The organism is Photobacterium damselae subsp. damselae, from assembly GCF_038086725.1.
Classification (GTDB): domain Bacteria; phylum Pseudomonadota; class Gammaproteobacteria; order Enterobacterales; family Vibrionaceae; genus Photobacterium; species Photobacterium damselae.
Genome location: NZ_CP146971.1, coordinates 926152 through 939313 on the forward strand (window position 1 = coordinate 926152; position 13162 = coordinate 939313).

A 13162-nucleotide genomic window follows, 5' to 3' on the forward strand; every position below is an offset into this window, starting at 1 on the left:
ACAAAAGGTTAAACGACAATGAAACATCCCCTTCTCCCTTCAATCTTAACAATCAGTCTTTCTTTAGCGCTGGCTGGATGTAATAACGAAAGTATTCAAAACTCTCCAAATGTAGATGGAAAAGGAGCACAACTAGAGCCTGGTGGCTACATGTACTTCTTTGAACAAGATGTACCACAAGCAATTACAACAACATCAGCTCAGTCATTAGCTGTAACCAATCGACACTATAAAGACGGCGCTCAATCTCTGCGTTGGCAGTTTGACCCAACAACTATGCTGACTTTTCATCAAGCCATTGGATATAGCCCTGAAAAAGAAAATGCAATTACCCCTCAAACATTCACTGCATGGATTTACAACGAAAAGCCAATTGATGATAGTTTGCTTTTTGAATTTGGAACGGATGACTCCACTCAAGCCAAATTCCATTACCAATTAAACTTCAAAGGTTGGCGAGGAATTGCCGTGCCATATAGAGACATGCAAGGACAAGCTAACGCCAATATGAATCGACTCCGTATTATTGCACCGCAAGCAAGTGGAACGATTTACTTTGACCAAATGATGATGTCAGTGCCTGTAGATAACCGTTGGCCAACCGCTGATTATCAACAGCCTTTTGTAAATCCAACCGTTGTTGATATGGCGAGTAAAAACTGGACAGCGTTGATGATGTATGACGAGATGTTAAAAGAACATCATGCAACATTTGATTTTACTGTCCCATTTGATGATACATCTGGCGATACTGCCAACTTGTATCAGCAATTTGATCAATATCTTGCTGTTAACCCACAAACAACCATTACCCAGCAGCAAATCGATAAAAATCTCGCAAGCTATCAAAAATTTGCATTAACTCAAAATACAGATGGTAGCTGGCAAGGGAAACCGCTCGACCATCCTAAACGTCAAAATTATCTAAAAACAGGCATTTTAGATGATGCTACTTTGGCCATGGTAACCGATACCGCTAATATTCGAGACCTTGGTAAAATATTGTTAGAAAGCGCCAAACTCCTTCGCAGTGAATCTCTTTCCAATACCAATCGAGCCGCTTTAGAAAAAGCATTTATCAATGCAGTCTCTTATTCATTTGATCAAGGATGGCAAGGTGGATCCGGTTTGCAAGTTATTACTCATGTTGGCTACCAGACTCGCGAATATTTCGATGCCTTATTTATTGCTCGACAATTGTTGGCACAACATCACCTATTACAATCAGCTCAACAATCTATGATGTGGTTTAATGCCACAGGTCGAATTTATGAAACAGACCAAGATATTACAGCTTCAAATGTTGATATTTTAAATACTCAGCTGCAATGGATGATAAAAAGCTTTCTCTTACTTCCTAACTCGTCCGAACGTCACGACATGCTTCAACAACTACAAACGTGGTTGAGTAAAACACTACTCGCATCAGATGGACTTGGTGGTGGGTTTAAGCCTGACGGCAGTATATTTCACCACTCTCAGCATTACCCTGCATATGGCAAAGATGCTTTCAGTGGCTTAGCCGGAGCCGTTTTCGGACTCAGTAACAGCCCTTATCAGATCACACAACAAGCTCATAGTAGAATTAAAGATGCCTTACTTAAGATGCGTATCTACACCAAAGAGACCAATACCCCAATTGTGTTGAGTGGACGCCATCCTGATGGTAAACAAAAGATTACTGCAACCCCATTTAAGTGGTTGGCTTTAGCTGGCTCCCCCGATCAAACTCATCTAATTGATCCAGAGCTTGCAGCTGCATTTGCTAACCTGACAAATAAAACTGAATTTGAAGGAATTAAAGCTGAAAATGAGCCTGTCGGCAGCTGGGCAATGAATTATGCCTCAATGGCTGTAGTTCGAGGCTCAAGTCACAGTGATACACAAAAGTCTTGGCTCGCCACAGCAAGAGGATTTAGCCGTTATTTAGTCGGAAATGAAACCTATGCGGCAAATAATCTATACGGCCGTTATCTCCAATATGGTCAGTTAGAAATTACTCCTGCCGATTATTCTCTGCGTGCATTTAGTCACGATGGTTGGGACTGGAATCGCTATCCAGGTACCACAACGATTCATTTACCTAACGACAAACTGAAAGCCGTATTAAACCAATTACCAGGAGCCGGTATTGAAGAAATGTTGCTCTCCACTGAAGCTTATTCGGGAGCAAATCGCCTTGACGATCACATGGCAATGTTTGCAATGAAACTACAAGGGCATAAGAAATATCAACAACAAGGTTTTACTGCCAATAAATCCTACTTCATTTTTGATAATAATGTGATTGCCCTAGGATCTAATATCAACAGTGATGATCCCCAATATCCTGTAGAAACAACCTTATTCCAACACTCGGTTTCATCGCTAAAACCAATCGAAGTGAATGGTACTCCTATTAGCAATCTTGGCTATGCTGACTCTTTATCTGGAGAAATTACTCTGCAAGATCCTGCTCATAACTACTATTTTATTTCAGCAACCAATGAGCAACCACTTAACATTAGCTATCAAACTCAAACCTCCAATGATGAGGATGACGGTAAAGTCACAGCAGGTAATTTTGCTTCTGCTGTGATCGAGCATGGCATTCAAGCAAAAAATCGAGGTTATGAATACGCGATTACTATAGATGGTACTGAAGCGATAAAACCAAAATATCACGTATTACAGCAAGATATTAATCTTCATGCCGTTGAAAAAGATGGGATCGAAGCCTATGCATTCTTTGCTCCTGCTCAAGTTACCAGTAATACTCACGTTGTATCGGCAGAAACACCAATGCAAATTATCGCCAAGCCTAATCAGCAAGGAAATGAATTGGCTTTAAGTATCGTTAATCCTGACTTTGCTTTTTACAAAGGACAAGACCCAGATCAAATTGATGAAAATGGCGATCAAGTTGAAGTGAGTATCTACAGCAGACCATGGCGTTATGATTTATCACAACCTGTCACGAGTATTTTTACCGTAAAAGGGCATTGGCAACTAACCGGCCCATCAGACAAGGTACAAACCAGTATCGATGGTGAAAATACCAAAGTCACAACGACAACAACGGATGCTGAAGTGCTACAGTTCGGTTTAATCGCAAAATAATACATCTTTAATTGTGATACTAAGATAGCCAGTTGCTTGCTGGCTATCTTCAATAAATGAAATATAATCCTGCAATAAAACCACTCGTAACTTATTGATAAAAAATCTATAAAGCAATTTTTAGGCTTTATATTATGACCTTTCTACTTGCTTTACTTTTTAGCTTATCATCTAATTTAGATAACTTTGTTATTGGTTTCTCTTATGGAGTTAAACATAAACAAATATCTTTACTATCTAATACCATTATTGCCACTATTACCGCCGTTGTTACTTATCTTTCTATGATTTTAGGTCAATGGTTAACGCACCTCATATCACATCAAGAATCTTCGGATATCGGCTCAATCATTTTTATTGGACTTGGAATATGGTCTATTGGAAATAGCTTCTCAAATAAAAAAAAGACTCAAAAAAACGATACCAAAGAATTAGGGATTAAAGGCGCTATTATTCTGGGAATATTGCTCTCTATCAATAATATTGGTGTTGGGATTTTAGGCAGTGTTTCTCGTTTAAATATTACCTTAATTACTGTCCTGACCTTCATAACCAGTATTCTACTCATCTACTTAGGTAATCATCTGGGTAATCACATAATCGGTCGACTTCTAGGCAGATATAACGATTTAGTATCAGGACTATTACTTGTAATTTTAGGGCTTCTATCTTTTATCTACGCATTATAAAAAGGAGCGAAAGATTCATTTCGCTCCATAACACACCGACTACTTAGCGATGAATTGGTAACTATTCCCTTTTAAATTAGTTACATCTATCGTAAGGATCTTCTGTCCACTTATTTGCAGTCTTTGATCTGGGTCTGACCTAATCTTGATAGGCTTTTTAAATTCTAGCTCTACTGTAGTTTGATTTTGTAATGGGTCACTTACCGAGATACGTTTAGTGCCCTCTTCTTTTTGCACAAGTATCGCCATCTTACCTATCGCAGATATATGGCGAGTAAGCTCAACTTTCTGCTGTTGCCAAATATTAGCCGCAATCACATTATCATCTTGTATTATGATCTTTATTGGGTTCTCATCAAGATATTCTGCTAGAGAATCACATTCGAAAATGTCTACGAATATAAATCGAAAAGAGGCCATTAGACCCCTTATCTATACAAATTAATCAACTCGATATTTCGCAATTAATGCTTCATCAAGTTCAACGCCTAATCCTACGGTATTTGGTACAGCAACAAACCCATCGTTAAATTGCAATTGATTTTTTACTAATGAGGTAAACAGAGGACTGGTGCTTTGTGAATACTCCATTAAAGTACCATATTCACGAGAAGCAAGAAAATGAACTGAGGCCGCAAGTAAAATCCCGGTACTAAAACCATGAGGAATTAATTGTACACCTTTCATCTGAGCCATATCGTAGATTTTGAGCATTTCAGTAATACCACCACATCGAGTAATATCAGGTTGTACGATATCAGCACCCGACTTTTCTAAAAATTCAGCAAACTCGTAGCGCGTTGTTAACGATTCACCACCTGCAATTTTCTGTGATGTTAAACGAGACAATTTATTATAACTTTCAAGGCAATCAGCCAAAACTGGCTCTTCAATCCAATTTAAATTAAATGTTTCTAAACGCTTAGCCATATCTGCTGAATGACCACATGTGCGCCATTTTGAAGCGAGATCAATTTGCACTTCACAATCAGGATTAATCCGACGAGCGGTGTCGCAAACGGTTTTTATGATCGCATAATCGGTATCTGGATGATCACCTAAAATACCTCCGCCAAACTTAATAGAAGAAAAACCTTGAGCCAACAACTGCTCGACAATTGCAATATTATCTTCAGGTTTGTCTGCAGGAATAAACGTACCATAACAACGAATTTTTTCACGGTATTTACCACCAAGTAGAATATGCAATGGCACTTGATAAAACTGGGCTGCAATATCCCATAGCGCAATATCGATAGCTGATATGGCGTGAATACCAGCGCCACGACGACCTAAATAATTAGATTCGTAGTACATTTTGTTCCATAAGCGTTCAATTTCTAATGGGTTTTCTCCAATTAAAGAACGCTTAAGTCCATTGCAATAAAAGTTAGTTTGAGGCGCTTCAATTGCAGCTTTTACGACTAACGGTGATGAGTCAGCCTCACCAACCCCAACAATACCTGCATTTGTATGGACCTTAACAATAACAGCATCTTCTCCCCATTCACATTCAGCATCAAAGGCTGGAATACGGACATGAATAGTTTCGATATCGGTAATTTTTATTTCATTGAACTGCATTTTATATCCCTATCGATGACAATCAGAATTTAATTTAGATAAGATTTAATAAAAAAAGCTGCCAGTTTTTAAGCTAGCAGCTTATAAGATGGAGAAATTAAACTGTTGCTTGATGAACTGTTGGCTTCTTCTTAAATTTGTCACCAACCGTATAAATACATAGAGCAATCACAACTGTAACTACACCTGCTAATTTCTGCAGCGTCATCACTTCTCCCAATAAGAAGTAGGCAACAATCATTGCAAATAAAGGTAATACGTTTAGTGCCATTGTTGTAATAACCGCATCTTGAGTTTTTAGTGTTGCTAACTCCCATAGTGCGTAAGCAAAACCAGAACACAACAAACCTAATGCTAAAATACTGCCTAAATTCTTACCGTTTTCCACTAACACAGCAGCAGAACTGAAATCTGCACCAGTGACAATAGCCAAAATAAACAGGGCTACTGTTGCTGAAGCAAACTGGTAGAAGCTGCTCGAATACAGATCGTAACGAGAGTTTAAATCTGAGCCAAATTTACCCAAGATATAGTTATAAGTAACAAAACCTAAAACACCACAGAGAGCAAATAAATGACCCAAATTTAGACCTTGAATCTTATTAGATGGGTCATAAGCGATAACAGCCGCCCCCACTAAAGATAAAACAACCGCAAATACTTTTGGTGCTGATGGTTTAATTTTATCGATAACAAATACAGCAGCCATTGTTAAAAATGGAGCCATACCATTTATCACACCGATCTCTCCCGATGAAGTATATTCATACGCGAGAATTGTAAAATAGAAGAAGACTGCTTGGGCGGAAATCCCAGCCGCCATCAACAAAATGGCATCTTTCTTACTTTGAATTTTCTTTAAAGTGTGCTTTTTCGAAAAAATAAATACGGCCACAAAACATAAAGTGGCAATTGCATAGCGAGCAATAGCTAAAACAACAGGATCAAGTTTACCAGCCAATACTCCACCTAAAGGGAACGATGCTCCCCACAAAGCGGCACAAACAAGCGCAAGAGTCAGACCTAATGATTTATTTGGAGCTGTTTTACTCATTTTTGTAGTCTCACGTTAGGGGCATCTTACCCCTTTTTAAAGGAATAGGATTATTGAGGACAGATACCGATAACATGTTCTAAACGCTGATCTTTTTGATATAAAGAGGCATAGGCAAAACCGATCCCTTCTAAATTAGTTGGCAAACCATCAGCAACAGCAAAAACTTTATCAATGATTTTATTAGATACATTATCAATGGTGTCTGTTGCATCCATAATTCCGCAAGCATTGATATCCATATCAGCGGTGATCAAAGCACTATTACCAGAAACTCGAATCACTGGCACAATGGAGTTATTAAAACCAGCAGCGCCTGCAGTCCACAGAATTAACTGACAACCTAAAGATGCAAAATGCATAGCAGCACCACCACATAGCATTGTTGTTTCCGTTAGATAAAATCCTGGTTTTGTTGGTTTTTCACGATGAATATGATTAATGCGAAGGCAATCTTGAATCGGTTGAGTACCTGTTTTATGCATTGCGCCTTGTGATTTTTCATCGATCGTGGTTAACCCGCCAACGCTGTTACCAATAGACATAGTTTCGGTGCCTTCAATAACATGCCAACGCTTAAGATCTTCAGCAATAAGGCGCTCAATTTTATGACCAACCTCTGATGTTACCGAACGCGCTTTTAAGATCTCTTCACAACCTAGCAGTTCTAATAACTCACCCGCCATTGTTGTTGCGCCCATATCCACTAATTTATCGGATGCAGCACCCACAGATGGATTAGATGCCAAACCACTTGATGTATCTGAACCGCCACATTTAATACCGATGCGCAAAGCAGAAATTGGGGCATCTATACGTTCAACGCTATCAGCATAAGCTTTTAACTCTTTAGCTAACACAAGGCCATCTTTAATTGTTTCGATCGTGCCCTTATTTTTAATCACGGTTAACGTATGAACAGGAAGCCCTTCTCTACGTACAGGCTCTGCGACCATTTCTGGATCAATTGAGCCGCATCCCATTGCAATTACTAATACGCCTGCAATATTGGGATTGGTTGCTGTATGAATAATGGTATCGATCATTTCTTCGTTACCGCCATACATACAGGTGTAGTGATTTGTAACTACAACAGAGTCATCTATCTCTTTACTGATATTACGAGCGATGCCCTCACAACACTCGTCAATAGCAACAATCATGACATTATTACGAATACCAAATGTACCGTTTGGACGCGGAAAGCCTTTGAAAGTCATAGTCATTATTGCTCAATCCCCATTTGTTTAATGATTTCTTCGATAATGGATTCCGGAATATCTAAACGTTCACTACGAACATTTTGCACATGAACAAGCTGTCCTAATGGAATTTCAATAATTGACTTACCGATCGAATGACCGCACTTATTGATATGTTCTGCATGAGCGATATCACACAACGCAATCTTGTTACCGAAGGGGATTTTTTGCAGAGCTTTAATCTCAGCAATAACTTCATTATCAGCGGAAATAATTTCCACCCACTCATTTTTTGCCACGTCGCCAAGCAGTGTTGCCACATTATCGGCAGGAGAAAGTTTTATTGCTTTCATTGTTATATTCTCGGTTTATCGTTACTAGTTAATTGTCTATTGTCCGACAATCGGCAGTATACAGATCTACAGAATACAAAATATGACAAGCTTCACAAGTTTGTGTTATATTTTTCAACAACTTAAAAACTTGCACTAAAGCGAGTCAGGGAAATGAAGATAAATAAGCAGAGTTTAGAAGAGCAAGCGACTGAATTTATTAGAAATATGATCGTTTCTGGTCAGTTAGCGATGGGCGAAAAGATTGTCGAAAGTACGCTATCAAAAGATCTTGAGCTGTCACGCAGTACGGTTCGCATGGCATTAAACTCATTGTCACATGAAGGGTTAGTGGTTCAGAAACCTTATGTAGGCTGGCATGTCTTTACCCTATCGCAAGATGATTTATGGGAACTGTATAATTTACGAGTTGCTATTGAATCACAAGCCGCGGTTATGGCTGCGGAGCGAGCAACAGAAGAAGATAAACAAGAATTAAGCCGTATCTATCAGGAGTTCTGCCAATTCTGTCTCAATGATTCATTAGATATTATTGAGGTATGTGAAAAGGATTTTGAGCTTCATCGTAAGGTCGTTGAAATCAGTAAAAGCAATAAATTCATTAAGATATATGAACAAATTTCAAATCAGCTAAAGAGTTATATTAAGCTAACTCACCATGATTATGATCTCTCACAAAGTGGTATCAGTCATAATGGTATTGTTGAGGCCATTATTGCAGGTGATGCGAACCGAGCATGGCTTGAGTCTAAAGAAAATATTACGACGTTTACTGATTTGAATAGAAATAACACCGAGTCAAATTAAGTTGAATTAATTTGTACGCAATCTGCCACTTTCAATGCAATGTTGGATAATAGTTGGCAGGTTGCTTTTGGTTTATATCCATTATTCCCCAAACTATGATCTGCCTCTCTTTGAATAGGACATATGTCCTCCCCTTGACGTTATATGCCTTTTACAATACGAATTAATCCAATAATCACGATAAAAGGAATACCAAATGGATTTTCTTGCTTGGTTCGATATTAATAATACATTAGTTAATTTTCCCATAGGGGATGGTTATGCAATGTCATGGATTGAAGCCATTGGCACCATCTTTGGTTTACTGTGTATCTGGTTTGCCAGTAAAGAGAAAACAATTAACTTCTTATTTGGCCTAATCAACGTTACCTTATTTGGTATTATCTTTTTCCAAATCCAATTGTATGGACTGCTCTTACTGCAAGTCTTCTTCTTTTGCGCCAACATCTATGGTTGGTATGCGTGGACCCAACCTAGCAGTGAGAATGGAGAGACCCTAGAAGTTCGCTGGTTAAGTAAAGAAAAGTTAGTACTTACAACAGCTATAAGCATTATTGCAATTGGACTCTTAACTGTATATATCGATCCGGTATTCTTTGCTTTAGCCAATATTTCAGTCGATGTTCTTAATCTATTTGGAGCCAATCTAGCTGCACCAAGTTTGCAGCCTGACGCTTTTCCTTTTTGGGATGCAAGTATGACGGTACTGTCTATTGTGGCTCAAATATTGATGACTCGTAAATATGTTGAAAACTGGATTCTTTGGGTAATTATTAACATCATCAGCATTGGCTTATATGCTGCTCAAGGTGTGTATGCGCTTTCGATTGAATACGCCATTTTACTCTTTGTCGCAGCGAATGGTGCCCGCTGTTGGATTGAGATTGCAAAGAAAAATAAACCTAACACTCAAAAGGCAATCGCATGAGCAAACAACCCCACTTATTAATTGAGCCAGGTCAAATTGCCAAATATATTGTGGTTTGTGGTGAGCCCAATCGAGTCAATCGAATTGCAGAGCAGCTCCTTACTGACTGGCAAGTGATCGCGGAAAATAGAGAGTACCGACTTATCAATGGTTTTTTTAAGCAAACGCCAATTACACTATGCAGTACTGGTATTGGTGCGCCTTCACTATTAATTGCTCTTGAAGAACTTAGACAGTGTGGCGCACAATATATTATTCGTGTCGGTTCAGCTGGCGCACTACAACCAGATATCGGATTAGGTGAATTGATCGTTGCAGAAGGTGCAGTTCGAAGCGAAGGCGGTTCAAAAGCATATGTAGAAACTGAGTATCCAGCAGTAGCTGATCAACAGCTAAACTATCTGATTGGTCAATATCTACATCAGCAGCAAGCCAAGTACCATAGCGGAATTATTCGTTCACATGACAGCTTTTACACCGATGCAGAACAACAAATTTGTCAATACTGGCATAAAAAAGGGGTGTTAGGAGCCGATATGGAAACTTCAGCTCTTTTGACTATTGGTCGTCTTCGCCAGCTGAAAACGGCTTCAATCCTTAATAATGTTGTACTCTATCAACAAGATGTAACTGAGGGTGTGACTGCTTATGTTGATGAAGCAGACACTATGATGCAAGGAGAACATTTAGCAGCCAAAACAGCACTCTCTGTCTTTCATCTTATTGAGCAATAATTCGAGTATCACCCCTTTATCGGTCAGTCTCATCAACTGGCCGATTTCACTTTTATGGGGCTACCCATTCGTAATCAAACGCGGTATCTTGGCTGAAAATACTAAAAATAGTATCGAATAATCATCATGCAGCTTACACCATATATCACAACCCGTTTTTCTCCTTACCTACAAAGCCACTATTTAGAGTTTCGTCAAGCGATGTATTCTTGTTTAATAGGAACTCAACGATTACAGCAAAATGATGCAATATTAGAGCAAGGTCAGACAGTTAACCAACTTTTCATTGTCCCTGCTGGTCGAGTATCCATGCATATTAGCGCTATAAATGGTCGACGTTTCCAACTCGGTGAATTGGAATGCAGCTATCAAATTTTTGGGGAAATGGAGTTATTTACAAAAACACTTTGCCAATGGTCTGTTATTGCAGGAGAAACACTAGAAATAGATGTATTGGATGCAAGAAAAGTAGAACAATTGCTCATTGAACAGCCGCAATATACTCTCTTTTTTGCGACAGCTTTAGCGGTTGATTACCAAGACTCCCTCGATATTTATACTAATCGCCTACTCCATCCTATAACCTACAATATTGCGTATGATCTTCTGCACCATAAAGATAATACTCAAATGCTAGGCCGTTTTAATCGAATCGATCAAGAAGCCGAGCGTTTTGGCACATCAAGTAGAGTTTATCGTCGTGCCTTAAAAACGTTAATTGAACAAGGGCTTGTAACCAAGCAAAAAAATGGAGAATTAATTATTATTAATCGAGAGGGATTAAAACAATATCTTGATGAGCTCGAATAAATGTCAGAGTAGCAACTATTCTGACATTTTATATTCATTTTAATAGTAAGAGGTGGATTACTTCACTAACTTACAAGAACCAAATGTCTGTGGGTTATGGAAATTTGGTTTTGGTGTCTTAGGATCCACCCATGTCATCCATCCCATATCTAATTGGCCATCTTGTTGAGTAAACTCAGCGCGCATTAATGCACATAGTAGTTCACTTTGAGATTTATCTTGCCACAATTCAAGTTGTGATAGCGTAGCCAGCGGTAACTTACCCTCAACTTGGTAGCCCATATCAGTCAATACTGCTTTTGTTTCAAGTCCAGGCCAGCGCCACTGACTATCTAAAGATGCTCGCTTTTGGGTTTTCATATCAAAGCTCGCTTTTGCACTAAAAACACGCCCTTTCGGATCAATTTCCATCGTGTAATAGTGTGATAACGCGGTATCTTTGGCTAAGAAGATCTCAACACGATCCGAGTCTAAAATGGCACGCTCAGGATCTGTTCCTATTGCGACATTTTTATCTGTGACTGTATAAATAAAATACAGCGCATCTTGATCCCATAATGCTTTAAATTCAGTTTTCGGTGGTGCCACTTTACGCCAAGGGAAAGTGAAATCTGTTAAGTTTTCTGCCTTATCCCAAATATTAGTATCAAGCTGCCCATCAATAACTGGCGCTTTATCGGTAAAGTTCACGCTATAGGTTTTATTATTATCAGATGCGTATGTTGCTGCAGAAAATAAGGTCGCAGTAACCAGGGTCGTTAGTAGAGCCAATTTCATTGTTATGTCCTTATATGAAAAACGTAAAGCAAAAAAATAGCTGACCGAAGCCAGCTATTCATATCTATTTATTTTGCAAGATGGAGCACTTCGGTACCGGCTAATAAGAACGCACCAGCACCATAATCGATATTGTGTTCAAACTGCACATCACGCGGATTAAATGCAGGTAGCTGAACCCAACCAATCATGCCATTATCATGAATACACTCACCCAATGCTGCCCACGCTTTTTCGACAACAGGTAAGTAAGTCGCTTCATCTAACAAGCCAGTACGAACTCCCCATGCTAAACCGTAACAAAATAGGGCCGTTGCGCTACTCTCTTTTGCTGGATAGTTTTGTGGATCCAATAAGCTGGTACGCCAGAAACCATCTTCTTGTTGATACTTAATGACTTCTGCTGCAAGCTCGGTAAATAAGGTTAAATAACGTGGTTTATCCGCAAAGTCTTCTGGCATACGAGCCATTAAACGAGGAACTGCCGCTAATACCCAACCAATTCCACGACTCCAGAATACTTTTTCTCCATTGGCTTCACGCAATTCACTGCCATTACCATCAGGGATATAGCGATGGTCACGGTAGAACAGACCCGTTTCAGGATCTTTTAAATGCTCAACCGCATCCCAAAATGCTGTATTCATATATGTTAAATATTTACTGTCACCTGTTGCTTGCGACAGAGCGGCAAAACTTGGAGGAGCCATAAATAAAGAGTCGCACCACCACCAATCTTGACGACCAGGTTGTGGCTCATTCACCATAAGATCTAGAGCTTTAATGGTCGGCTCAAGCGCTTCTTCTTTATTAATCAGTGGATAAACATCTAAATAGGCTTGACAGCAAATATGATCATCGGCAAAACGACCATTAGGGCCTGGTCGAAAACCAGTATGTAAGGTGTAGTTCATCACCCCATCTAAATAGTCATTATCGTCAGTTGCCTGCCAAGCTGCGGCTACACATGACCAAAAAACGCCGCGCTCCCAGTCGGTGTCTTTAATAAAACGAGTTTTACCACTACGGCGTACCACACTGCGAGTCTGATTTTGCGCTTGATATTGGTAAACTCGCTTCATTGCAGTGAGAATATTTGCTTTTGCTTCCATGACACATTCTCCT

The 13162-nt window shown here is 39.3% G+C and carries 13 protein-coding genes; 6 read left to right on the forward strand and 7 right to left on the reverse strand.

All coding sequences use genetic code 11. The features are described 5' to 3' along the window. Nucleotides 1-18: 18 nt before the first annotated feature. Together WAX86_RS18810 and WAX86_RS18815 are read left to right on the forward strand one after the other, a co-directional pair. Nucleotides 19-3099, forward strand: coding sequence for a chondroitinase family polysaccharide lyase (locus WAX86_RS18810; RefSeq protein ID WP_341489480.1), 3081 nt, complete (start codon nt 19-21; stop codon nt 3097-3099). A 134-nt stretch (nt 3100-3233) separates the two neighbouring features. Beyond that, complete coding sequence (locus tag WAX86_RS18815) at nt 3234-3788, forward strand: manganese efflux pump (RefSeq protein ID WP_065171245.1); 555 nt, start codon at nt 3234-3236, stop codon at nt 3786-3788. 39 nt (nt 3789-3827) lie between these two features. On the opposite strand, the gene WAX86_RS18820 is transcribed toward WAX86_RS18815, so the two are convergent. The 5 genes from WAX86_RS18820 to WAX86_RS18840 form a co-directional block, all read right to left on the reverse strand. Beyond that, nucleotides 3828-4208: a polysaccharide lyase beta-sandwich domain-containing protein gene (locus WAX86_RS18820; RefSeq protein WP_341489481.1), complete on the reverse strand. Its 381-nt coding sequence runs from the start codon at nt 4206-4208 to the stop codon at nt 3828-3830. Between the two features lie 21 nt (nt 4209-4229). Then, nucleotides 4230-5372 (reverse strand): mandelate racemase/muconate lactonizing enzyme family protein, encoded by a 1143-nt coding sequence (locus WAX86_RS18825; RefSeq protein WP_065171243.1) that lies wholly within the window; start codon nt 5370-5372, stop codon nt 4230-4232. 97 nt (nt 5373-5469) lie between these two features. Then, complete coding sequence (locus tag WAX86_RS18830) at nt 5470-6426, reverse strand: DMT family transporter (RefSeq protein ID WP_065171242.1); 957 nt, start codon at nt 6424-6426, stop codon at nt 5470-5472. Between the two features lie 50 nt (nt 6427-6476). Further along, nucleotides 6477-7652 (reverse strand): UxaA family hydrolase, encoded by a 1176-nt coding sequence (locus WAX86_RS18835; RefSeq protein ID WP_237030356.1) that lies wholly within the window; start codon nt 7650-7652, stop codon nt 6477-6479. Beyond that, a complete protein-coding gene (locus tag WAX86_RS18840; RefSeq protein ID WP_036765864.1) occupies nt 7652-7981 on the reverse strand; it encodes a UxaA family hydrolase in 330 nt (109 codons plus the stop codon). The genes WAX86_RS18835 and WAX86_RS18840 overlap by 1 nt, the downstream gene beginning before the upstream one ends. 153 nt (nt 7982-8134) lie before the next feature. Here WAX86_RS18840 and WAX86_RS18845 point away from each other — a divergent pair, with 153 nt between their 5' ends. The 4 genes from WAX86_RS18845 (at nt 8135) to WAX86_RS18860 (ending at nt 11260) form a co-directional block, all read left to right on the forward strand. Beyond that, entirely contained in the window at nt 8135-8788 is a 654-nt protein-coding gene (locus tag WAX86_RS18845; RefSeq protein WP_158134550.1) for a GntR family transcriptional regulator, read from the forward strand. 196 nt (nt 8789-8984) lie between these two features. Next, entirely contained in the window at nt 8985-9716 is a 732-nt protein-coding gene (gene pnuC / locus WAX86_RS18850) for a nicotinamide riboside transporter PnuC (protein ID WP_341489482.1), read from the forward strand. Further along, nucleotides 9713-10450, forward strand: coding sequence for a nucleoside phosphorylase (locus WAX86_RS18855; RefSeq protein ID WP_341489483.1), 738 nt, complete (start codon nt 9713-9715; stop codon nt 10448-10450). The genes pnuC and WAX86_RS18855 overlap by 4 nt, the downstream gene beginning before the upstream one ends. A gap of 126 nt (nt 10451-10576) precedes the next feature. Next, nucleotides 10577-11260: a Crp/Fnr family transcriptional regulator gene (locus WAX86_RS18860; RefSeq protein ID WP_068947224.1), complete on the forward strand. Its 684-nt coding sequence runs from the start codon at nt 10577-10579 to the stop codon at nt 11258-11260. A 57-nt stretch (nt 11261-11317) separates the two neighbouring features. Here WAX86_RS18860 and WAX86_RS18865 read toward each other — a convergent pair whose 3' ends face one another. Together WAX86_RS18865 and WAX86_RS18870 are read right to left on the reverse strand one after the other, a co-directional pair. Then, nucleotides 11318-12037, reverse strand: coding sequence for a carbohydrate-binding family 9-like protein (locus tag WAX86_RS18865; protein WP_176848727.1), 720 nt, complete (start codon nt 12035-12037; stop codon nt 11318-11320). Between the two features lie 68 nt (nt 12038-12105). Further along, nucleotides 12106-13149 (reverse strand): glycoside hydrolase family 105 protein, encoded by a 1044-nt coding sequence (locus WAX86_RS18870; RefSeq protein ID WP_115426268.1) that lies wholly within the window; start codon nt 13147-13149, stop codon nt 12106-12108. Nucleotides 13150-13162: the final 13 nt, after the last annotated feature.